This window comes from Streptomyces sp. NPDC023573 (genome assembly GCF_055559735.1).
Map to the genome: position 1 here is coordinate 26,635 of NZ_JBVHKB010000009.1, position 21,230 is coordinate 47,864.

Annotated in this window: 23 protein-coding genes; 14 read left to right on the forward strand and 9 right to left on the reverse strand. The window is 69.6% G+C overall.

Annotation, left to right across the window (positions count from 1 at the left end; all coding sequences use genetic code 11):
* Nucleotides 1–83 precede the first annotated feature (83 nt).
* The 5 genes from ACZ32T_RS26655 to ccsB all read left to right on the forward strand — a co-directional run bounded on the left by ACZ32T_RS26655 (nt 84) and on the right by ccsB (nt 5,549).
* Nucleotides 84–1,337, forward strand: coding sequence for a polysaccharide deacetylase family protein (locus ACZ32T_RS26655; RefSeq protein ID WP_467268798.1), 1,254 nt, complete (start codon nt 84–86; stop codon nt 1,335–1,337).
* Nucleotides 1,338–1,404: 67 nt separating this feature from the next.
* On the forward strand, nt 1,405–2,010 hold the full coding sequence (locus tag ACZ32T_RS26660) for a TlpA family protein disulfide reductase (protein WP_467268796.1): 606 nt from the start codon (nt 1,405–1,407) through the stop codon (nt 2,008–2,010).
* On the forward strand, nt 2,007–2,771 hold the full coding sequence (locus tag ACZ32T_RS26665) for a cytochrome c biogenesis CcdA family protein (RefSeq protein WP_467268795.1): 765 nt from the start codon (nt 2,007–2,009) through the stop codon (nt 2,769–2,771). The genes ACZ32T_RS26660 and ACZ32T_RS26665 overlap by 4 nt, the downstream gene beginning before the upstream one ends.
* A gap of 4 nt (nt 2,772–2,775) precedes the next feature.
* Nucleotides 2,776–4,470 (forward strand): cytochrome c biogenesis protein ResB, encoded by a 1,695-nt coding sequence (gene resB / locus ACZ32T_RS26670; RefSeq protein ID WP_467268793.1) that lies wholly within the window; start codon nt 2,776–2,778, stop codon nt 4,468–4,470.
* On the forward strand, nt 4,467–5,549 hold the full coding sequence (gene ccsB / locus ACZ32T_RS26675) for a c-type cytochrome biogenesis protein CcsB (RefSeq protein ID WP_467369403.1): 1,083 nt from the start codon (nt 4,467–4,469) through the stop codon (nt 5,547–5,549). Before resB ends, ccsB begins: the two co-directional genes overlap by 4 nt.
* Before the next feature lie 63 nt (nt 5,550–5,612).
* Here ccsB and ACZ32T_RS26680 read toward each other — a convergent pair whose 3' ends face one another.
* Both ACZ32T_RS26680 and ACZ32T_RS26685 read right to left on the reverse strand, forming a co-directional pair.
* Nucleotides 5,613–6,938: an aldehyde dehydrogenase family protein gene (locus ACZ32T_RS26680; protein ID WP_467268790.1), complete on the reverse strand. Its 1,326-nt coding sequence runs from the start codon at nt 6,936–6,938 to the stop codon at nt 5,613–5,615.
* A complete protein-coding gene (locus tag ACZ32T_RS26685) occupies nt 6,935–7,630 on the reverse strand; it encodes a type 1 glutamine amidotransferase domain-containing protein (RefSeq protein WP_467369405.1) in 696 nt (231 codons plus the stop codon). Before ACZ32T_RS26685 ends, ACZ32T_RS26680 begins: the two co-directional genes overlap by 4 nt.
* 167 nt (nt 7,631–7,797) lie before the next feature.
* On the opposite strand from ACZ32T_RS26685, the gene ACZ32T_RS26690 reads away from it, so the two are divergent.
* On the forward strand, nt 7,798–8,238 hold the full coding sequence (locus ACZ32T_RS26690; protein WP_467268786.1) for a MarR family winged helix-turn-helix transcriptional regulator: 441 nt from the start codon (nt 7,798–7,800) through the stop codon (nt 8,236–8,238).
* A gap of 28 nt (nt 8,239–8,266) precedes the next feature.
* Here the strand turns inward: ACZ32T_RS26690 and ACZ32T_RS26695 are convergent, their stop codons facing one another.
* Entirely contained in the window at nt 8,267–8,677 is a 411-nt protein-coding gene (locus ACZ32T_RS26695) for a PLD nuclease N-terminal domain-containing protein (protein ID WP_467268784.1), read from the reverse strand.
* 88 nt (nt 8,678–8,765) lie between these two features.
* On the opposite strand from ACZ32T_RS26695, the gene ACZ32T_RS26700 reads away from it, so the two are divergent.
* Together ACZ32T_RS26700 and mqnP are read left to right on the forward strand one after the other, a co-directional pair.
* Nucleotides 8,766–10,223, forward strand: coding sequence for a menaquinone biosynthesis decarboxylase (locus ACZ32T_RS26700; RefSeq protein WP_467268783.1), 1,458 nt, complete (start codon nt 8,766–8,768; stop codon nt 10,221–10,223).
* Nucleotides 10,220–11,125 carry a menaquinone biosynthesis prenyltransferase MqnP gene (gene mqnP, locus ACZ32T_RS26705; RefSeq protein ID WP_467268781.1) on the forward strand — a complete coding sequence of 302 codons (906 nt, stop codon included), beginning with the start codon at nt 10,220–10,222 and terminating at the stop codon, nt 11,123–11,125. Before ACZ32T_RS26700 ends, mqnP begins: the two co-directional genes overlap by 4 nt.
* Before the next feature lie 32 nt (nt 11,126–11,157).
* Here mqnP and ACZ32T_RS26710 read toward each other — a convergent pair whose 3' ends face one another.
* Nucleotides 11,158–11,760 (reverse strand): rhomboid family intramembrane serine protease, encoded by a 603-nt coding sequence (locus tag ACZ32T_RS26710; protein ID WP_467369408.1) that lies wholly within the window; start codon nt 11,758–11,760, stop codon nt 11,158–11,160.
* Nucleotides 11,761–11,873: 113 nt separating this feature from the next.
* Here ACZ32T_RS26710 and ACZ32T_RS26715 point away from each other — a divergent pair, with 113 nt between their 5' ends.
* Nucleotides 11,874–12,539 carry a UbiX family flavin prenyltransferase gene (locus tag ACZ32T_RS26715; RefSeq protein ID WP_467369679.1) on the forward strand — a complete coding sequence of 222 codons (666 nt, stop codon included), beginning with the start codon at nt 11,874–11,876 and terminating at the stop codon, nt 12,537–12,539.
* Between the two features lie 31 nt (nt 12,540–12,570).
* On the opposite strand, the gene ACZ32T_RS26720 is transcribed toward ACZ32T_RS26715, so the two are convergent.
* Nucleotides 12,571–12,720 (reverse strand): hypothetical protein, encoded by a 150-nt coding sequence (locus ACZ32T_RS26720; RefSeq protein WP_356710105.1) that lies wholly within the window; start codon nt 12,718–12,720, stop codon nt 12,571–12,573.
* A 121-nt stretch (nt 12,721–12,841) separates the two neighbouring features.
* On the opposite strand from ACZ32T_RS26720, the gene ACZ32T_RS26725 reads away from it, so the two are divergent.
* The 5 genes from ACZ32T_RS26725 to ACZ32T_RS26745 all read left to right on the forward strand — a co-directional run bounded on the left by ACZ32T_RS26725 (nt 12,842) and on the right by ACZ32T_RS26745 (nt 17,394).
* Nucleotides 12,842–13,297 (forward strand): Lrp/AsnC family transcriptional regulator, encoded by a 456-nt coding sequence (locus ACZ32T_RS26725; RefSeq protein ID WP_053928892.1) that lies wholly within the window; start codon nt 12,842–12,844, stop codon nt 13,295–13,297.
* Between the two features lie 86 nt (nt 13,298–13,383).
* Nucleotides 13,384–14,547, forward strand: coding sequence for an aminofutalosine synthase MqnE (gene mqnE / locus ACZ32T_RS26730; RefSeq protein ID WP_267075106.1), 1,164 nt, complete (start codon nt 13,384–13,386; stop codon nt 14,545–14,547).
* A 150-nt stretch (nt 14,548–14,697) separates the two neighbouring features.
* Nucleotides 14,698–15,225 (forward strand): GNAT family N-acetyltransferase, encoded by a 528-nt coding sequence (locus ACZ32T_RS26735; protein ID WP_467369410.1) that lies wholly within the window; start codon nt 14,698–14,700, stop codon nt 15,223–15,225.
* Nucleotides 15,226–15,343: 118 nt separating this feature from the next.
* A complete protein-coding gene (locus ACZ32T_RS26740) occupies nt 15,344–15,640 on the forward strand; it encodes a DUF4229 domain-containing protein (RefSeq protein ID WP_467268771.1) in 297 nt (98 codons plus the stop codon).
* Nucleotides 15,641–16,038: 398 nt separating this feature from the next.
* Entirely contained in the window at nt 16,039–17,394 is a 1,356-nt protein-coding gene (locus ACZ32T_RS26745) for a dicarboxylate/amino acid:cation symporter (RefSeq protein WP_467268769.1), read from the forward strand.
* A gap of 67 nt (nt 17,395–17,461) precedes the next feature.
* Here ACZ32T_RS26745 and ACZ32T_RS26750 read toward each other — a convergent pair whose 3' ends face one another.
* The 4 genes from ACZ32T_RS26750 to ACZ32T_RS26765 all read right to left on the reverse strand — a co-directional run bounded on the left by ACZ32T_RS26750 (nt 17,462) and on the right by ACZ32T_RS26765 (nt 21,211).
* A complete protein-coding gene (locus ACZ32T_RS26750) occupies nt 17,462–18,661 on the reverse strand; it encodes an alpha/beta hydrolase family protein (protein WP_467268768.1) in 1,200 nt (399 codons plus the stop codon).
* Between the two features lie 180 nt (nt 18,662–18,841).
* Nucleotides 18,842–18,991, reverse strand: a complete 150-nt coding sequence (locus tag ACZ32T_RS26755) for a hypothetical protein (protein ID WP_467268766.1) — start codon at nt 18,989–18,991, stop codon at nt 18,842–18,844.
* Nucleotides 18,992–19,071: 80 nt separating this feature from the next.
* Nucleotides 19,072–20,868: an ABC transporter ATP-binding protein gene (locus tag ACZ32T_RS26760; RefSeq protein WP_467268764.1), complete on the reverse strand. Its 1,797-nt coding sequence runs from the start codon at nt 20,866–20,868 to the stop codon at nt 19,072–19,074.
* Nucleotides 20,869–20,905: 37 nt separating this feature from the next.
* Complete coding sequence (locus ACZ32T_RS26765) at nt 20,906–21,211, reverse strand: transposase (RefSeq protein ID WP_401522258.1); 306 nt, start codon at nt 21,209–21,211, stop codon at nt 20,906–20,908.
* Between the last annotated feature and the right edge of the window lie 19 nt (nt 21,212–21,230).

The following is a 21,230-nucleotide window of genomic DNA, read 5'->3' on the forward strand; positions in this document are numbered from 1 at the left end:
TGGAACCGTCGTGTTGGTTTCCTCATCTAAGCCATCGCCAGTTTGTATGGCCTTGAGGTAATACGACCGTAGATGGGGATGCTATGCGTGAAATCAACCGAAGGGGTCTGCTCGGGGCAGGCCTCGGAGCCGCAGCCGCACTGTCGATGGCCGGCTGCGGCTCCTCCGGATCACCGGACAGCCGGGCGGATCCCCAGAAGAGTTCCCACGGTGGTAAAGGGACCCACGGGAATGGCGGAGGGGCCCCCGGAAAACAGGTGAGACTGATCGGTGACGGCTCCACGGCCGACACCGGAAAGCAGCCGAATCAGCCCGTCGCCCCCGTCCCGCTCGAACCGGGCCAGAAGCCGCCGCAGTTCGTGATCTTCTCCTGGGACGGAGCGGGCGAGGTCGGCAACGGACTCTTCCCGCGCTTTCTCGAACTCGCCAAGGAACACGACGCGGCGATGACCTTCTTCCTCTCCGGGCTCTATGTGCTGCCCGAGTCGAAGAAGTCGCTCTACCGCCCGCCCAACAACCCCCGGGGCGCCTCGGACATCGGCTATCTCACCGATGACCACGTCAAGCAGACCCTGAAGTACGTCCGTCAGGCCTGGCTCGACGGGCACGAGATCGGCACCCATTTCAACGGGCATTTCTGCGGCGGTTCCGGATCGGTGGGCAACTGGACACCCGCGCAATGGCAGAGCGAGATCGACCAGGCGGTGTCCTTCGTCACCGAATGGCGGACCAACACCGGGTGGGAGGATGTCGATCCCCTGCCGTTCGACTACCGGAAGGAACTGGTCGGCGGCCGTACGCCCTGTCTGCTCGGTCAGGACAATCTGCTCCCCACCGCGAAGCAGCTCGGCTGGCGGTACGACGCGAGCTCGCCGGGCGGCACCCAGATGTGGCCCGAGAAGCGCCAGGGCGTCTGGGACCTTCCGCTTCAGGGCATTCCCTTCCCCGGCCACACCTTCGAAGTCCTCTCCATGGACTACAACATCCTCGCCAACCAGTCGAAGAATTCGACCAATGGCATGCCCTCCCGCTATCCGGGATGGCGCACCCAGGCCACCGACGCGTATATCGCCGGATTCGACCGTGCCTACGAGACGAACCGCGCGCCCTTCTACATCGGAAACCACTTCGAGGAGTGGAACGGCGGCATCTACATGGACGCCGTGGAGGACGCGCTCAAACACATCGCGGGCAAGCCTGATGTGCGCCTCGTCTCCTTCCGGCAGTACGTCGACTGGCTCGACGCACAGGACCCGGCGGTGCTCGCGAAGCTCCGTACGCTCCAGGTGGGACAGGCCCCCGAAGGCGGCTGGAACACCTTCTTCAAACAGGCTTGACAAGGGGCTTTACGGTCATCGAGGGGGGTGCCCAAGATCCCCGGAACTGCCATGCGAAACTTTTCACATGAGCTCTGGCCGCGTACCCCGACGCCGCTTCACCCTGCTCGCCGCAACCGCGGTGGCCGGTGCCCTGACCCTGTCCGCATGCAGTGGTGACGGCGCCAAGGCGGGCGGCGGCGGCAACACGAACTTCGTCACCGGCAGCGGAGGGATCTCCACCGTCGCCAAGGGCGAACGCACCGACGCGCCGAAGCTGGACGGCACGACCCTGGACGGCAAGGACCTCGCCGTCGCCGACTACAAGGGCAAGGTCGTCGTCCTGAACTTCTGGGGATCCTGGTGCGGCCCGTGCCGCGCCGAGGCCAAGCACTTCCAGAAGGTGGCGGAGGCGACCGAGGCCCAGGGCGTCCAGTTCGTCGGCGTCAACACCAGGGACCCGCAGAAGTCCCTCGCGGTCAGCTTCGAGAAGGACTTCGGAGTCACCTACCCGAGCATCTACGACCCGACCGGGAAGCTGCTCCTGCGCTTCCCGAAGGGCACGCTGAACCCGCAGGCCATCCCCTCGACCGTGGTCATCGACCGGGACGGGAAGCTCGCCGCCCGCTCGCTCGCCGCGCTCGACGCGGAGAAGCTGCGCAAGATGATCGACCCGCTGGTCGCCGAGAAGTGACCGCGGTGCTGGAACTCGCCGCGAGCAACGAGACGGTCCTCAGCGGAGCCCTCATAGTGGCGCTGCCCATCGCGCTGCTCGGCGGACTCGTCTCCTTCTTCTCCCCCTGCGTCCTGCCCCTGGTCCCCGGCTACCTCAGCTACGTCACCGGGGTCAGCGGCACCGACCTGGCGGAGGCCCGGCGCGGCAGGACCGTCGCGGGGGCCTCCCTCTTCGTCCTCGGCTTCACCGCCGTGTTCGTGTCCGGCGGCGCCCTCTTCGGCTTCTTCGGCGGGACCCTCCAGGAGTACAGCGGCACCCTCTCCAAGGTCCTCGGCGTCCTGATGATCCTCATGGGGATCTTCTTCATGGGCCTCATGCCCTGGATGACGCAGCGCGAGTTCCGCATCCACAAGCGGCCGGTGACCGGGCTGGCGGGGGCGCCCCTTCTCGGCGCGCTCTTCGGTGTCGGCTGGACACCCTGTCTCGGTCCCACGCTCGCCTCCGTCAACACGCTCGCCTTCGACCAGGCGACCGCGGGCCGCGGGGCGATCCTGTCCGTGGCGTACTGTCTCGGCCTCGGCGTCCCCTTCGTCCTGGCGGCGATCGCCTTCCGCCGGGCACTCGGCGCGTTCGGCTGGGTCAAGCGCCACTACGCATGGGTCATGCGGATCGGCGGCGGCATGATGATCGTGACCGGTCTGCTCCTGCTGACGGGCGCCTGGGACGCGCTCATCCAGGAGACACAGAGCTGGTCCAACGGCTTCACTGTAGGGATCTGAGTCCATGAGCAACACGAACACCACGGAGGAGCGTGACCTCGGCCGGGCCGGGGAACAGCTCTCCACCGCCCCGCGCGAGGAGTCCGCCTCCTCCGTGCCCGCGATGGGCGTCGTCGGCTGGGTCCGATGGTTCTGGCGCCAGCTCACCTCGATGCGGGTCGCGCTGATCCTGCTCTTCCTGCTGTCGCTCGGCGCGATCCCCGGCTCACTGATCCCGCAGAACAGCGTGGACGAACTGAAGGTGCAGACCTTCAAGGAAGCCCACACCACCGTCACGCCGGTCTACGAGAAGCTGCAGTTCTTCGACGTCTACAGCTCGGTGTGGTTCTCCGCGATCTACATCCTGCTGTTCGTCTCCCTGATCGGCTGCATCGTCCCGCGCACCGCGCAGTTCGTCGGCCAGCTGCGCGGCCGCCCGCCCGGCGCCCCGAAGAAGCTGACCCGGCTGCCCGCGTACACCACCTGGCGCACCGACGCGGAACCCGAACAGGTCCGCGAGGCCGCCCTCGGCATCCTGCGCAAGCGGCGCTTCCGCTCGCACGCGGTGGGCGACGCGGTGGCCGCGGAGAAGGGCTACCTCCGCGAGACGGGGAACCTTCTCTTCCACATCGCGCTGATCGTCATGCTCGTCGCGTTCGCCGGCGGGCAGCTCTTCAAGTCCGAGGGCGGCAAGCTGATCGTCGAGGGTGACGGCTTCGCCAACACGATCACCCAGTACGACGACTTCAAGTCCGGCTCGCTCTTCGACACCGACGACCTCACCCCCTTCAGCTTCGACCTGGAGGACTTCGTCGGCACGTACGAGCGGAGCGGCCCGCAGCGCGGCACGCCCAGGACCTACGAGGCCCGCGTGACGTACGCCGAGGGCGCCGACGGCGAGCCGAAGAAGAAGGTCATCGAGGTCAACAAGCCGCTCGTCGTCGACGGTACGAAGGTCTACCTGAACGCCCACGGCTACGCGCCGGTCATCTCCGTCAAGGACGGCAAGGGCAAGGAGGTCTACCGGTCGGCCGTGCCCCTGCTGCCCATCGACAACAACGTCACCTCGACCGGCGCGGTCAAGGTGATGGACGGCTACAAGGGGACCGACGGAAAGAAGACCCAGCTGGGCTTCCAGGCCTTCTTCGTACCGACGTTCGCGGGCGACGGCCAGGGCACGATGTTCTCGCAGTACCCGGGACTCGACTACCCGGTCCTCGCGCTCAACGGCTACTACGGCAGCCTCGGCGTCGACTCCGGGCTGCCGCAGAACGTCTACCAGCTCGACACGTCCAAGATGAAGGAATTCAAGGACAGCAACGGGGACAAGCTCAAGAAGCGACTGCGTCCCGGCGAGACCATGAAGCTTCCCGACGGCGCCGGCTCGGTCACCTTCGAGAGCGTCGAGGAGTGGGCCAGCTTCCAGATCTCGCGCCAGCCCGCCAGCGGCTGGGCGCTCACCGGCGCCGTGGCGGCCATCATCGGGCTCGCCGGTTCGCTCTTCATCCAGCGCCGCCGCGTCTGGGTGCGGGCGGTCCGGGGCGCGGACGGTGTCACCGTCGTCGAGATGGCGGGCCTGGGGCGGAGCGAGTCCGCGAAGCTGCCCGAGGAGCTGGCCGATCTGGCGGTCGCGCTCAACACCGTGGCGCCCACCGCGCCCGATCTCGAACCCGAGACCGGACAACCCTCCGAAGAACCTGCCGAAGGGGCTGAGAAGTGAATCTCGCCGCCGCAACCAACGAGAATCTGGCGAACATCAGCAACACGCTGATCTACTCGTCGATGGCCGTCTACATGCTGGCCTTCTTCGCACACATCGCGGAGTGGGTGTTCGGGAGCCGCAGCAAGGTCGGCCGCACGGCCGCCGCGCTCCAGAACGGATCGGCCGCCGCCGGTTCCACGGTGAAGGCGCGGGTCGGGCAGCAGGGCGGCACCGCTGTGCTGGAGCGGCCCAAGGTCGTCACCCGGTCGGCAGCCGGGACCCGGGACGTCCCGGACGGCCCCGGCGCCGCGGGCGGCACCTTCAAGGGCGACCTGTGGGGGCGGATCGCGGTCTCCCTGACCGTCGTCGCCTTCGCCGTCGAGGCGGGCGGCGTCATTGCGCGCGCCCTGTCGGTCGAGCGGGCCCCCTGGGGCAACATGTACGAGTTCTCGATCACCTTCTCCACCGTGGCGGTCGGCGCGTACCTCGTCCTGCTGGCGCTGAAGAAGAACGTCCGCTGGATCGGCCTCCTGCTCGTGACCACGGTCCTGCTGGACCTCGGGGTCGCCACCACGTGGCTCTACACCGACAGCGACCAGCTGGTGCCGGCTCTGCACTCCTACTGGCTGTGGATCCACGTCTCCACCGCCATCCTGTGCGGTGCGATCTTCTACCTCGGTGCCGTCGGCACGCTGCTCTACCTGTTCCGTGACAGCTACGAGAACAAGATCGCCAACGGTGGCACGCCCGGGAAGTTCGCGTCCTCCGTCCTGGAGCGGCTCCCCGCCGCGAAGACCCTGGACACCTTCTCGTACCGCATCAACGCCGCCGTCTTCCCGCTGTGGACGTTCACGATCATCGCGGGCGCGATCTGGGCGGGCGACGCCTGGGGCCGCTACTGGGGATGGGACCCCAAGGAGGTCTGGTCCTTCATCACCTGGGTCGCGTACGCCGCCTACCTGCACGCCCGCGCGACGGCCGGCTGGAAGGGCCGCAAGGCCGCCTACCTGGCGCTCGTCGCCTTCGGCTGCTGGCTCTTCAACTACTACGGCGTGAACATCTTCGTCACCGGCAAGCACTCCTACGCCGGAGTCTGACCGGCACAGCCGCGAGGGCGCGACCGCTTCGGTGCGGTCGCGCCCTCGCGGCATGTGCGGGCGTCAGCCGAGCGGGGTGTCCAGGACCGCCTTGCGGTGGCTGAACGTCTCCAGGGAGTACCGGCCGTGGTAGTTGCCCATGCCGCTCTCGCCGACCCCGCCGAACGGCAGGTCGGAGACGGTCAGATGGGCCAGCGGCAGGCCCATCCCGACCCCGCCGGACGAGGTCTCGGCCAGCAGCCGCTCCCGTACGGCCGGGGACTCGGTGAACGCGTACAGAGCCAGGGGCTTGTCCCGGTCGTTGATGAACCCGATGGCCCCGTCGAGGCCGTCCACGGTGAGGACCGGCAGCACCGGGCCGAAGATCTCCTCCCGCATCACCGGGGAGTCCGGGGCGACATCGGCCAGCACGGTCGGGGCGATGTACTTCGTCTCCCGGTCGTGCGCGCCGCCCGTCACCGTACGGCCGGAGTCCAGGAGGCCCACCAGCCGGTCGAAGTGGCGCTCGTTGACGATCCTGCCGTACTCCGGGGAGACCGACGCGTCCGGGCCGAACCGCTCCTCGACCGCCGCCGCGAGTGCGTCCGTTAGGGCGGGCGCGGTCTCCGGGTCCGTCAGGACGTAGTCGGGTGCGACGCACGTCTGACCCGTGTTGAGGAACTTCCCGGAGACCAGCCGGGCGGCCACCGTCTTCAGGTCCGTGCCGCGGTCGACGAACGCGGGCGACTTGCCGCCGAGTTCGAGCGTCACCGGCGTGAGGTGCTTGGCCGCTGCGGCCATCACGATGCGGCCGACCGTGCCGTTGCCCGTGTAGAAGATGTGGTCGAAGCGCTCGGCGAGCAGCGCGGTGGTCTCCGGGACCCCGCCCTCCACCACGGTGAGCGTGTCGGCGTCCAGATACTCCGGCAGCAGCCGGGCCAGCGCGGCGGAGGTGGCGGGCGCCAGCTCGCTGGGCTTCGCCACGACGGTGTTGCCCGCGGCCAGCGCGCCGGCGACCGGTGCGAGCAGCAGCTGCACCGGGTAGTTCCAGGGCGCGATGACGAGGACGACGCCGAGCGGGTCCTGCACGGTGTGGGCGGTGGCCCCGGCCAGAACGGCCGGCACGGGGGCGGGCTCGGGCTCCAGCCAGCCGGCGAGGCGCTCCAGGGTGTGGTCGATCTCGCGGACCGTGAAGTCGATCTCGGTCCGGTAGGCCTCCTTGCGGCTCTTGCCGAGGTCGGCGCGGAGCGCGTCGGCCAGTTCGTCACCGCGCTCGGTGAGCAGGGCGCGCAGCCGCGTCAGCCGGTCCGTGCGCCAGGTGAGGTCCCTGGTCCGGCCGGTACGGAAGGCTCCGCGGAGCCGGGCCACGACATCGGCCGGCGTCTCCCGCACGGTCCCGGCGGCGCTCACAGGGTCCCCAGGATCTCGCGGGCCAGCTGCTCGGAGGAGGCCGGGTTCTGGCCGGTGTGCAGGTTGCGGTCGTGCACGGTGTGCACCGACCACGCGTCGGCGGCGGTGTAGTCGGCGCCGAGCTCGACGAGGCGGTCCTCCAGCAGCCAGGGCGCCTTGTCGGCCAGGCCGGCCTGGGTCTCCTCGGCGTTGCTGAAGCCGGTCATGCGGTAGCCGGCGAACGGCCAGCTGCCGTCCTCGCGGCGCGCGGGCAGCAGGGCGGCGGGGGCGTGGCACAGGACGGCGACCTGGGTGCCGGAGTCCAGTGCCGAGGTCAGCAGCCGGCCGGACGTCTCGTCGACGGCCAGGTCCTCCATGGGGCCGTGTCCGCCGGGGTAGAAGACCACGTCGTACGACGTGGGTACGACGTCCTCCAGCCGGGCGGGGATGCGGAGCGTCTCGTCGATGGCGGCGAGGTACGAGGCCACGGCGTCGGCCTGGTCCTGGTCCCCGTTGGACTCGGCGGTGAGGCTGACGCTGTCCACGGTGGGGGCGACCCCGCCGGGGGTGGCGATCGTGATGTCGAATCCGGCCTGGGAGAAGACGCGGTGGGGGGCGGCGAGTTCCTCCGCCCAGAAGCCGGTGGGGTGGGCGGTGCCGTCGTTGAGTGTCCAGTGGTCGGCACCGGTGAGGACGAAGAGTACGGAGGACATGGGGTGCTCCCTACGAGACGCGAGACGCGTGAAAGACGAAGCTTGATATGCTCAAGCAATACCCTTCATGTAACGGGTCAAAGTTGAGCATGTCAAATGAATGCGGGTGCGTGGCGGACAGCGTCCGGGCCTCCGGACCACGCGCACCGATCGAAGGATGACCGACCATGACGACGGAACCGGCACCCCGCGCCGTCCCTACTCCGGACGAACTGCTCGAACCGCTCGCAGTCGTCGTCCGTGGCCACCACGACGACCTCACCGCCGTCGCCGGCCGCCACGGTCTCAGCACCTCGCAGGCCCGGGCGCTCATCGCCCTCAACGAGCCCATGCCCATGAGCGCGCTGGCCAGTCATCTGGTGTGCGACGCGTCCAACGCGACCGGTCTCATCGGCCGTATGGAGGCCCGCGGTCTGGTGACGCGCACCCCGGCACCGGGCGACCGCCGCTCCAAGGTGGCCTCCCGCACGCCGGAGGGCACCGAGCTGGCGCACCGCATCCGTGCCGAGATGCGCGTGGTGCACGGTGCGCTGGAAGCCCTCACCCCGCAGGAGCGCACAGCGCTGCTGCCCCTGCTCGACCGGCTGGGGCGGCTCCTGTCCTCATGAGCTCACGGACCCACGAGGACGGGGTCCGTCAGGTGGTGGGCGGAGCCGAGTCGTCGGGGCCGGCGCCGCTCTCCCGGCGCTTCAGCTCCTCCTCGCGGCGGCGCAGGTCGGCCTCCCGCTCGTCGAGGCGCGCCTCGTCGCTCCTCGCCCCGTCCTTCAGCGGCTTCTCGTCCTTCAGCGACTTGAGGAAGTCCGGGTTGTCGTCGGGCGCCACCCACGTCGAGCGACGCCCCCGGGAGGACGCGCCCCCGGCGGGTGCGCGGCGCGTCTTGCCCGCGGCCAGCCAGACGATCGGCCCGACGATCCAGAACAGCAGGATGATGAAGACCCAGGCGACCTTCGGCAGGTGCTTCGCCTCGTCCTCCGGGGTGTTCAGGCAGTCGATGAACGCGAAGATCGTCAGTGCCAGCGGCAGGAGATAGATCAAGGCCCTGAGCATGGTGGAGGTCCCCCGAGGTGAGGTGGGGAGGCGCACGGACCGCCCCCGGTGACGGGCCCAGGGTAGCGGGTGTCCGATACTTGTCCTTATGGCTTACGACGATCTTCGCTCCCTGCTCCGGGCTCTGGAGCGCGAGGGCGATCTCAAGCGCATCAAGGCCGAGGTCGATCCCTACCTGGAGGTCGGCGAGATCGTCGACCGGGTGAACAAGGCGGGCGGGCCCGCGCTGCTGTTCGAGAACGTCAAGGGGGCGTCCATGCCCCTGGCCATGAACGTCTTCGGGACCGACCGGCGGCTGCTCAAGGCGCTCGGGCTGAAGTCCTACGCCGAGCTCAGTGACAAGATCGGCGGACTCCTCAAGCCGGAACTGCCGCAGGGCTTCGTCGGGATCCGCGAGGCCTTCGGGAAGCTCGGCGCGGTGACCCACCTGCCGCCGAAGAAGGTGAAGTCCGACAGCGCCCCCGTCCAGGAGGTCGTCCTCACCGGCGACGACGTCGACCTGGAGCAGCTGCCCGCGCTCTTCACCTGGCCCGAGGACGGCGGCTCCTTCTTCAACCTGGGCCTCACCCACACCAAGGACCCCGAGACGGGTATCCGCAATCTCGGCCTCTACCGGCTGCAGCGCCACGACAAGCGGACCATCGGGATGCACTGGCAGATCCACAAGGACAGCCGCAACCACTACCAGGTCGCCGCCAAGCGTGGCGAGAAGCTCCCGGTCGCCATCGCGTTCGGCGCTCCCCCCGCGGTCACCTACGCCTCCACCGCGCCGCTGCCCGGGGACATCGACGAGTACCTCTTCGCCGGCTTCGTCCAGGGCAAGCGGATCGAGATGGTCGACTGCAAGACCGTCCCGCTCCAGGTCCCGGCGCAGGCCGAGGTCGTCATCGAGGGATGGCTGGAGCCGGGCGAGATGCTGCCCGAGGGACCCTTCGGCGACCACACGGGCTTCTACACCCCCCAGGAGCCCTTCCCCGCGCTGAAGATCGACTGCGTGACGATGCGGAAGCGCCCGCTGCTGCAGTCGATCGTCGTCGGCCGGCCGCCCACCGAGGACGGTCCGCTGGGCCGTGCCACCGAGCGGTTCTTCCTGCCCCTGCTCAAGATCATCGTCCCGGACATCGTGGACTACCACCTGCCGGAGGCGGGCGGTTTCCACAACTGCGCGATCGTTTCGATCGACAAGAAGTACCCCAAGCACGCCCAGAAGGTGATGAGTGCCGTCTGGGGCGCGCACATGATGTCGCTGACCAAGCTGATCGTCGTCGTGGACGCCGACTGCGATGTCCACGACCTCCACGAGGTTGCCTGGCGGGCGCTCGGCAACACCGACTACGCCCGTGACCTGCTGCTCACCGAGGGCCCCGTCGACCATCTGGACCACGCCTCCTACCAGCAGTTCTGGGGCGGCAAGGCGGGGATCGACGCGACGCGCAAGCTGCCCGAGGAGGGGTACACGCGGGACGGGGGCTGGCCGGCCATGGTCGAGTCCGACCCGGATACGGCGGCGAAGGTCGACCGCCGGTGGAAGGAGTACGGCCTGTGAGCGCGTCCGCCGCCGCTGTGCCGCAGCCCCGCAGCAAGCCCCGCGCCTTCCTGCGGCTGGTGATGATCGAGCACTCGGTCTTCGCGCTGCCCTTCGCCTACATCGCCGCGCTGACGGCGATGTTCCAGCTGGACGGCCGGTTCCACTGGGGCACGCTGCTGCTCGTGACCGTCGCGATGGTCGGGCTGCGTACGTTCGCGATGGCCGCCAACCGGATCATCGACCGGGAGATCGACGCCCGTAATCCGCGCACGGAGGGCCGGGAGCTGGTGACCGGCGCCGTCACGGTGAAGTCCGCGTGGACCGGCGCCATCGTGGCCGTCGTCGTCTTCCTGGGTGCGGCCGCCCTGCTGAACCCTCTCTGTCTGGTGCTGGCCCCGGTCGCCGTCGTGCCGATGGTCGTCTATCCGTACGGCAAGCGGTTCACGAACTTCCCGCACGCGATCCTGGGGATCGCGCAGGCCATGGGGCCGATCGGCGCCTGGCTGGCGGTGACCGGGAGCTGGTCGTGGGACGCGGTGATCCTGGGGCTCGCCGTCGGCATCTGGATCGGCGGCTTCGACCTGATCTTCGCCTGCCAGGACGTGCGGGCGGACCGGGCCCACGGCGTCCTCTCCTTCCCCGCGCGCTTCGGGATCCCGGCCGCCCTCTGGGGCGCGCGGGTCTGCCATGTGGTGACGACCGGGCTGCTGGTGTGGTTCGGCCTGGCGACGGACGCGGAGATCTTCTACTGGATCGGCATGGCGGTCGTCGCCGTGGCCTTCGTGTACGAGCACCGGGTCGTGCGGCCGCACGACCTGTCCCGGCTCAACCGGGCCTTCTTCTCGGTCAACGGCTTCATCGGGATCGCGCTCTTCGCGTGTGCGCTGCTCGATCTGCTGGTGCGGGGCCTCACGCCCTGAGCCTCATCACCTCGGCCCGCACGCCCTGACCCTCACACCGTGATGTAGCCCTTGGGCTCCTGCGGGCGGCGGGGGCGGCGGAAGAGGAACGCCGACGCCACCCCGCCTATGAGACCGAAGAGGTGGCCCTGCCAGCTGATGCCGGAGTCCGTCGGCAGCACGCCCCACAGCAGCGAGCCGTAGACCGCGGCGATGACCACGCCGACGACGATGTCCATCGGGCGCCGGTCCACGAAGCCGCGGACCAGCAGATAGCCGAAGAGGCCGAAGACCACGCCGGAGGCGCCGAGCGTCACCGTGTCCGGCGGTGCGGTGAGCCAGACGCCGACGCCGGCCGTCACGATCACGACGAGCACCACGGCGGCGAACCTGCGTATCCCGCCGAGCGCGGCGATGAAGCCGAGGACCAGCAGCGGAACGCTGTTGGACGCCACGTGCTCCCAGCCGCTGTGCAGGAACGCGGAGGGGACGACGTCGGCGAGCTCCGCGGGTTCGCGCGGGCTGACGCCGTAGCCGTCGAGTGAATTGCCGGTCGCCATGTCGATGCCTTCCAGCAGCCACAGCAGCGCGACCCAGACGAGCATGACCGCGCCGGCCGTGACGGCCCGTGCGGTGGCGGTGGTGCGTCCCGTCATGGTCACCCCCTGTCCATGGCTGTTCCCTCATCCGTTGCAACGTCCGGAGCCCCTGGCTCAGTTCCAGGGACGGGGTGCCGGATAGGCTCGGTGGTGTGACAGCCGGGACTTCGATGAGTCAGCAGGAGCGCGCGCCTTGGATTGTCGGGGTATCGGGCGCATCGGGCACGCCGTTCGCGGCCTCGGTGCTGCGCGGACTGCTGGCGGCCGGGGAGAGCGTCGATCTGGTGGTCAGCCGTGCCTCGCGGCTCACCCTCCTGGACGAGACGGGGATCGCCTTCCGTGACGCCCACTGGCAGGAGGACCTGCGGAGCTGGCTGGCGCGGGGCGCGGACGGGAAGCCGGACACCTTCCGGCCGGACATCGACGGCGTACGCCACTGGGCGGCCGGCGATCTGGCGGCGGGGCCGTCCTCCGGGTCGTACCCGGCGAAGGGGATGCTGATCGTCCCGGCGTCGACGGCGTGTGTGGCCGGGGTGGCGCTCGGGCTCTCGAAGGATCTGCTCCAGCGGGCCGCGAGCGTGACGCTCAAGGAACGGCGGAAGCTGGTCGTGGCGGTGCGCGAGACGCCGCTCAGCGGTCAGACGCTCAAGCAGATGGTCGCGCTCGACGAGGCGGGCGCCGTGGTGCTGCCCGCCTCCCCGGCGTTCTACGCGGGGGCGACGCACATCCAGGACCTGGTGGACTTCGTCGCCGGGCGGGTCCTGGACGCGGCGGGGGTGCCGCATCAGCTGTACCGCCGGTGGGAGGGGGAGCTCGGTGGCGCCTCCCGCGGCTGAGGGAAGGCCGGGCTGCCTCGGACCGCTGGGGTCAGCGCTTCTTCCTGCTCATGCGCGGGGCGCGGGCGCGGTCGACGCGGTGGGCGGCGGCGGGCTGGTGGGCACGCGAGCGGTTGGCCAGGTCCTGCAGCTCGCGCATCCGGGCGTAGGCCATCTCGATCGAGTACACGGTGAAGTTCACTCCTGAAGATTCGAAAGCGTTTCTTGGATGCTGAGAAAGATTTACAGGGTCTGACCCTGTTGTGCCTTAGATTCTACACGTAAGCTCGCGGTACTGCTGAACAATGGAAGGTTTCAGTCACATGGACGCGGTGGACAGGCAGCTCATCCAGGCCCTCAGAGAGAACGGCAGGGCCTCGTATGCCGAGCTGGGACGGCTCGTCGGGCTCTCCGGGCCCAGCGTCACCGACCGCATCAACCGGCTGGAAACCGCCGGTGTCATCACCGGCTACCGCGCGACCGTCGACGCCGCGTCGCTCGGGCTCGGTGTCACCGCGCTGATCGGCATCTCCCTCTCCGACGCCGCCGACCACGAGGACGTCGCGCACCGGCTGAAGGACCTCGCCGAGATCGAGGACTGCTGGTTCATCGCGGGCGACGACTCGTTCATGCTCAAGGTGCGGGTCGGCGACGTGGACGGCCTGGAGAGGACCATCCGCCGGCTCAGCGGCACCAGGGGGGTCTCCCGGACCCGTACGACGGTCGTGCTCTCCACCAAGTGGGAGAACCGGGTCGGAGAGCTCCCCGAGGAGGAGTGACGCGAGCGGTGGTGGGGGTGCCTCCGTCCTGAGGGCGGGGGAGTACCGTGGGCTGCCGGAACAGCTGGGAATCGAGAGGGGCACTGGTGGACGCGGGACTCAAGCGCGAGCTGGAGGAGAAGGTCCGGGCCGGCGAGCGGCTGACCCGCGAGGACGGGATCGCGCTCTACGAGTCCGACGACCTGGCATGGCTCGGCGGGCTGGCCCACGAGGTCCGTACGAGGAAGAACGGCGACGTCGTCCACTTCAACGTCAACCGCCACCTCAACATGACCAACGTGTGCACCGCGTCCTGCGCGTACTGCTCGTTCCAGCGCAAGCCGGGCGAGAAGGACGCGTACACGATGCGCATCGAGGAGGCCGTCCGTCTCGCCAAGGCGATGCAGGGCGAGAACCTCACCGAGCTGCACATCGTCAACGGGCTGCACCCCACCCTGCCGTGGCGCTACTACCCGCGCTCGCTCAGCGCGCTCAAGGAAGCCCTACCGGAGGTGGCGCTCAAGGCGTTCACCGCGACGGAGATCCACCACTTCGAGACGATCTCCGGGCTCTCGGCCTCCGAGATCCTCGACGAGCTGATCGAGGCCGGTCTGGAGTCACTGACCGGCGGCGGCGCGGAGATCTTCGACTGGGAGGTCCGCCAGCACATCGTCGACCACAACACCCACTGGGAGGACTGGTCGCGCATCCACCGCCTCGCGCACGAGAAGGGTCTCAAGACCCCGGCGACGATGCTGTACGGGCACATCGAGGAGCCCCGTCACCGCGTCGACCACGTGCTGCGGCTGCGGGAGATGCAGGACGAGACCGGCGGCTTCCAGGTCTTCATCCCGCTGCGCTACCAGCACGACTTCGTGGACATGAAGGACGGCAAGGTCCGCAACACCCTCCAGGCGCGGACGTCGATGGCCACCGGCGCGGAAGCGCTCAAGACCTTCGCGGTCTCGCGGCTGCTCTTCGACAACGTCCCGCACGTCAAGGTCTTCTGGGTCATGCACGGCGTGCAGACCGCGCAGCTCGCGCTCCAGCACGGTGCGGACGACATGGACGGCTCGGTCGTCGAGTACAAGATCACGCACGACGCCGACGACTACGGCACGCCGAACAAGCTCGGCCGCGAGGACCTGCTCGACCTCATCCGGGACGCGGGCTTCCGGCCCGTGGAGCGCAACACCCGGTACGAGATCCTGCGTGAGTACCCGGGCCCGGACGCCGACCGGCGTGAGACGCCGCAGCCGATGCGCGTCTGAGGCCTACGCCCGCCCGACGCCCCGCACCCGTAGCGGGTGTCCCAGGCGTCCCGCTGTACGAAAGCCCCGGCCTGCCGTCCCCCGGCCGGGGCTTTCCCGCGTGGTGGACGCGGGTTGAGGAGACCATGCCGTAATGGTTAATCTGCACATATGGCGCTTACATTCGAAGTGGATCCCGCATTCGACCGGACCCTGCGGGACGGCATCACCGCGCTCTGGGCGGATGTCAGCAACGCGGGCGGGGCCGTCGGCTTCGTGCCGCCCGTCACCCACGAGGAGGTCCGGCCGGAGCTCGTCAAACACCTCGCCGGGATGGCGGAGGGGCGGACCCACCTGATCGTCGGGCGGGACGAGGACGGCACGGTGGCCGCCACCGCCTTCCTCACCCACAACACCCACCGGCTCATGCGGCACTGGATCGGCGCCTACACCGTGATGGTCCACCCCCGCCACCAGGGCAAGGGCTTCGGACGCGCGCTGATGGCCGCCATGGCCGACGCCGCCCTGGAGCTCGACGGGATCGACGCCATCCGGCTCACCTGCCGCGGCGGGACCGGTGCCGACCGCTTCTACGCCTCCTGCGGATACAAGGAGGTGGGCCGGGTCCCGAACGCCATCCGGGTCGCCGAGGACGACTACCGCGACGACGTCATCATGCTGCTCCCGCTCTTCCGGTGAGGCGGTCGAGTGCCACGCCGGGGCAACCCTGCGAACTGATCGAATTCGGGGCATGCTTCACTGGTCGGGCAGAGACTGCACGACCGCAGGAACGTCGGACGTAGAGAGAAGGCCAGCCGTGTCCGCTGCCAAGCCGAGCGCAACGATCCGGTACACCGCCATGCGCCTGCTGATTTTCGTGGGCTGCTTCTTCGTCGCCGGTGTCGCGGTCCACTTCGGGGTGCTCCCCTCCGGCGTCGGTGGCTCCAACGCCGTCTGGGTCATCCTCCTCGGCCTGCTGCTCTCCGCGCCCCTGAGCTTCATCCTGCTGCGCAAGCAGCGCGACGAGATGTCCGAGCAGCTCATCTCGACGGTCGACCGGACCAAGGCGAGGCTCGAGGCGAACCGCACCCGCGAGGACAGCGTCGCCCAGTAGGCAGGCGCCGCGTAAGGTTCCTCACACCGCACGCCGTACAGACGAAGCCCCGGACCGGAGCATCCGCTCCCGTACCGGGGCTTTCGCGTGCCCGGGCGCGAACGCCGGGCGAGATGATCAAGAAGCGTACCTTTGAGGTTCTCAAAGTTGCAGTGTTAACGTATTCGCCATGACCACAGCAGTGCGCCTCCACCACGCCCTGAGCGTCCCGCTCGTGGCGCGCCTGCATGTCGATCTCTGCCGCTGTATGTCCGCGGTCTGTTGCCGCAACGTCTGAACCGGCATCATGCAGCGGCGCCGCCCCTGACGCGGGCGCCGCACCCCCGTCCCCCTGTTCGACCGCACGACCGTACGTATGTCCCTCGTACGTTCCGATGCGTCACATCTGGAGTGTGTCCGTGTCCGCGAACCCCGCGCCCGCCGCAGAGACCGAAGCCGGCAAGCCGTCCGGCTCCGGCTTCCGCCTGCCCAGAATCCCGTTCTGGATACAGATAGTCGCCGGTCTCGTCCTCGGTGTCCTGCTCGGCTGGATCACCCGCAGCTACGAGATCGGCTGGCTCTACACCACGCTCGACCAGGTCGGCCACATCTTCGTCCAGCTGCTGAAGCTGGCCGTCGCGCCCCTCGTCTTCTTCGCGATCCTGGTGTCGATCACCAACCTGCGCAAGGTCAACAACGCCGCCAGGCTGGCCACCCGCACCCTGCTCTGGTTCATGATCACATCGCTGATCGCGGTCGCCATCGGCCTCGCGATCGGTCTGATCACCAACCCGGGCTCCGGCACCGGCCTCACCCCGAAGGACGGCGCCAAGCCCGAGAACGCCGGCTCCTGGCTGGACTTCCTCACCGGCATCATCCCGACGGACGTCATCACACCGTTCACCGAGCTGAACGTCCTCCAGATCGTCTTCATGGCCGCCGTCGCCGGTATCGCCGCGCTCCAGCTCGGCGAGAAGGCCAAGCCGATCCTCTCCCTCAGCGAGTCGGTCCTGGAGCTCCTCCAGAAGGCCCTGTGGTGGGTCATCCGCCTCGCCCCGATCGGCACCGTCGGCCTCATCGGCTACGCCATCGCCGACTACGGCTGGGACCTGATCGGCAAGTACGCCACCTTCACCGCGGACGTCTACATCGGCTGCGCCCTGGTGATGTTCGGCGTCTACCCGCTGCTCCTCGCCACGGTCGCCAAGGTCAGCCCGCTGCAGTTCTTCAAGGGCGCCTGGCCCGCGATCCAGCTGGCCTTCGTCTCCCGCTCCTCGGTCGGCACCATGCCGGTCACCCAGCAGGTCACGGAGCGCCTCGGCGTCCCGAAGGAGTACGCCTCCTTCGCCGTGCCGTTCGGTGCCACGACCAAGATGGACGGCTGCGCCGCGATCTACCCGGCGCTGGCGGCGATCTTCATCGCGCAGATCTTCGACGTGCAGCTGGGCATCGGTGACTACATCCTGATCGCGTTCGTCTCGGTCATCGGCTCGGCGGCCACCGCCGGCCTCACCGGCGCCACGGTCATGCTGACCCTGACCCTGTCGACGCTGGGCCTCCCGCTGGAGGGCGTGGGCCTGCTCCTCGCCATCGACCCGATCCTGGACATGATGCGCACCGCCACGAACGTCGCGGGACAGGCGCTGGTCCCGGTGATCGTCGCCTCCCGCGAGAAGATCCTCGACCACGACGCGTACAACTCGGCGTCGGCCTCCCCGGTCGAGGAGCCCGAGGTGCACGACGTGGAGACGAAGGGTGTTCCCGTCACGGTGTGACCCGCACACGCTCGAGCGCGCCCCCGGACTCCGTGTCCGGGGGCGCTCCCGTGTGCTGCGGCCGTCGTCAGGGGCGCTGGAAGACGACCTCCGGGTTGCCGGGTGTGGGGCCGTCCAGCAGGCGCTGGTGCCGGCCGCGCAGGTGCTGGTCGAGGAAGGCGCCGACGTAGTCACGGGTGATCCGGACCTGACGGTCGGTGGAGAGGGTGACCGTGGGGTCGAGCGTCACGCCCATCCGGTCCTCCAGGACGGGTACGTCCGTGAAGCTGGAGTGGCCGGATCCCTCGACGCCGATCCAGCGCTTCCAGCCGTCCAGGTGCTGATAGCCCTCGTCCCAGGACTCGTCCTCGCCGCCGGGGGAGTGGAAGGACGCGGTGCCCAGCATCATGAAGGGACGCGCGCCGACACCGGACGCGGGAACACGTTCCTGGAACGTGCCGTCCATGTTGATCCCCGCGTCGAAGCGCGGGTCGGCCAGCATCGCGGAGGCGGCCGCACTTCCCCCGATGGAGTGGCCGGCCACGGCGACCCGCGCCGGGTCGATCACGCGGGAGCCCTTCCATGCGGGACGGTGGCCGGTCAGCCGGTCCAGTACGAAGGAGAGGTCCGCGGCCCGTCCGGTGGAGACGAGCCTGCCCAGCTCCTTCTGTGCTTCCTCGCTGGGCGCGGACTCCATCTTCTCGCAGGCCACGCAGGTCAGAAGCCGGCCGTCGGGAAGTTCGGTACCGGCGGACTCGTAGGCGTGGTCGACGCTCGCCACCACGTAACCGCTGCTCGCCAGGTCCTCCGCGAGCGAGGTCACCGTCGCCCGGGGATTGCCGAAGCCGGGGGAGAGCAGCACCAGGGGGAACCGGCCCCGGGCGGTGAGCGCACCCGTGCGGGCGTGGGTGCCGAGCGAGCTCACCGCGGCCGGTGCGTCCTCGTCCAGCCCGACGCCCGTGAGCACGGCCTCGGCCTCCCGCAGGCTCATGTACGGGGCGGTGGCGCCCGGCCTGCCGGGGCGGGCGGGGTAGTACAGGGACACCATCAGCTCGCGGTCCCCGGCCTCCGGCACCCAGGGGTCGGTACGGCCGCGGTCGGTGAGGTGCAGCACCTCGGTGCCGACGGTGTACGGGCCGGTGGGCCGGGGCAGTTCGAGCGTGGTGTCGGCGGCGGTCGCGGTCGTTGCCGGCCCGGACAACGCCTGGGCGGTGGCGACGGGTGTGGCCAGCAGGAGCGTGGCCGACAGGGCGGCGACGGCCGTTCGTCTGCGGAGTCTCAGCGTCATGCCAGGGACGTTAGGCGGCGGAGCGGGGGCAGGGCATCGGACCCTGGAGTGATCCTGTGGCTACCCGGGGGGTACGCCCTGCTCCTCCGGAGGTATGGGGCGACAACCGGCCGCCGTGGCCGGGATATCGGTCCTGTGCCCGGGTGCGGTGCGGCCAACCGCCCCGCACCCGGGGGTGTGTCAGGCGGGGCGGCTGAAGGTGGCGATCGTGCGGACCAGGAGCCGCGCCCGGTGCGCGCGGTGATCGGTGAGCCGGTTGGCGAGCAGGGCCGTGGTGGCGCCCAGGACCAACGCGACGTACGCGAGTGCTTTCGTGGGATCGGCTGCCATGGCGTCTCCTCCTGACGGTGTGCCGGTACGGGGTGTGCGGGTACCGGGTGTGCCGGTACGGGGCGGGGCGGCCCGGGTGTTCACGCGGCCGCGGGCACGGCGTCGCGCGCGGGGGCCCCGCGCTCGCCCGCGATGATCTGGGAGTTCACGAGGGCGCGGTAGGCCTCGCAGCGTTCCATGAGGGTGTGGTGCGGGCCGGAGTCCAGGACCCGTCCCTCGTCCATCATGACGACGTGGCCGGCGTGCTGGACGGTGGAGAGCCGGTGGGCGACGACGATCACGCCGCGTTCCTCGGCGAGGTCGTCGACGACTGCGCGGAACCGCTGCTCGTTGATGCCGTCGAGCTGGCTGGTGGGTTCGTCGAGCAGGACGATCTCGGCCTGGGACAGCAGCGCCCGTGCCAGGGCCATGCGTTGCCGCTGGCCGCCGGAGAGGTTGACGGCCCGTCCCAGCGGTGTGTCCAGCCCCTGCGGCAGGCGCGCCAACTCGTCACGGAGTCCGACCGACTCCAGGGCTCGCTGCATGTCGTCGTCGCTGATCGGGGTGGTGCGGCCGAGCTGGAGGTTCTCCCGGGCCGTCGCTTCCAGCAGGGTGAAGCTCTGGTCGACGTAACTGATGCGTGAGCGGAGGGCGTCGAGCGGCCAGCGGTCGAGAGGGTGTCCCAGGACGGTGATGTGGCCTTCGTCCGGGGTGTCGAACCGGTCGATCAGGGAGAGCGCGGTGGTCTTCCCGGCGCCCGAGGCGCCGACGATCGCGGTCAGGCCCCGCCGGGGGGTGGTGAGGGACACCGTGCGCAGGGCCGGGGCGGTGGCGCCGGGGTGGGTGTAGGTGACGTCGTGCAGGGTGACGGCGTCCTGTCCGGGGGTGGGCTCGGGTTCGGGCAGGCCGCGGGTGGCGTCCGCTTCCTGCGGCAGGGCCAGGAGCTCGTTGCAGCGGTCGCGGGCGGCGAGGCCCGCCTGGAGGCGGCCGAATCCCTGGGTGAGCGCGGTGGCCGGCGGGATGGCCTGGAGGATGTAGAGGATGAAGGCGGCGAAGTCGGCGATGCCGAGGTCGCCCGCGGCCATGCGGGCGCCTCCGGTGAGGATCACGGCGATCATGGCGAACTGGTTGCCGAGGCCGGTCACCGCCGGGATCGCGGTGAGCAGTCTCGCGCCCTGGACCGAGACGGCGCGCAGTTCGTCGGCGTCGTCGGAGAGCCCGCGCATGGCCAGGCGTTCGGCCCGGTAGGCCTTGATGGTGGTCAGAGATTCCAGGCTCGCGGAGAAACGCTGGGCGATGCGGCCGATGGCGTTCTGCTGTCCGGCGACGTTGTCCTTGACCCGGCTGATGATCATGGTGAGGGCGACGGTGACGATCGCGAGGGAGGCGACGGTCACCAGCGTGAGGACCCAGTCGATCCAGGCCATGACACCGAGGGTGAACAGGACGGTGAGCGCGGACAGGGGGAGCTGCGCGCCGACGTCGACGACCTGACGCATCAGGAGCGCGTCCGACGTGATGCGGGTGGTGAGGTTGCCGACGCCCTCGGTGCGCATACGGGTCATGGGCAGGCGCAGGGCGTGGTCCATGACGCGGGTGCGGATGCGGTAGATCATCTGCTCGCCGATGCGGGCCAGCAGGAAACCGGAGGCCGCCTGAGCTCCCGCGCCGACCACCGCCGCGACGCACATCCAGGTGATGGGTGCGGTCAGGGACCGGTCGGTGGCGAAGCGGGTGATGATGTCCTTGACCAGGAGCGGCACGGACAGGCCGGCTGCCGTGGCGATCAGGGCGAGCAGTACGGCGGCCGCCAACGGGCCCGGGTGGGCCAGCAGTTCGCGGCGCAGCCGAAGGGTGGTTTCGGGCCGGTCGGGTGAAGGAGGTGGTCTGCGGAACATGGCTCTCCCTGGTGCGGTGTTCGGTGGACGGATGTCGTCAGCGGAGGCTGTACATGCGGCGTGGGGCGGTGGCGCGCAGGGCGAGGTGGGCCTCGCCCAGGGCGGCCTTCAGCCCTTTGATCTCGCCGAGGAGCTGACGTTCACGGCGGGCGGCGTCCGATCTCTGCGCGGGTGGCTGGAGTCCGGTGTGGCCGGCTTCGATGAACTGGCGGCGCCACACGGATATGGACTGTGTGGACACCCCGGCCTGCAGAGCCGCCTGCGACAGCGTGGTGTGTCCTGAGAGCAGGTCCAGGACGATGCGTGCTTTCTCCTCGGCCGGCAGCACAGGTACTCGTGGCATGGCTGTCCCCTCTGCGGGT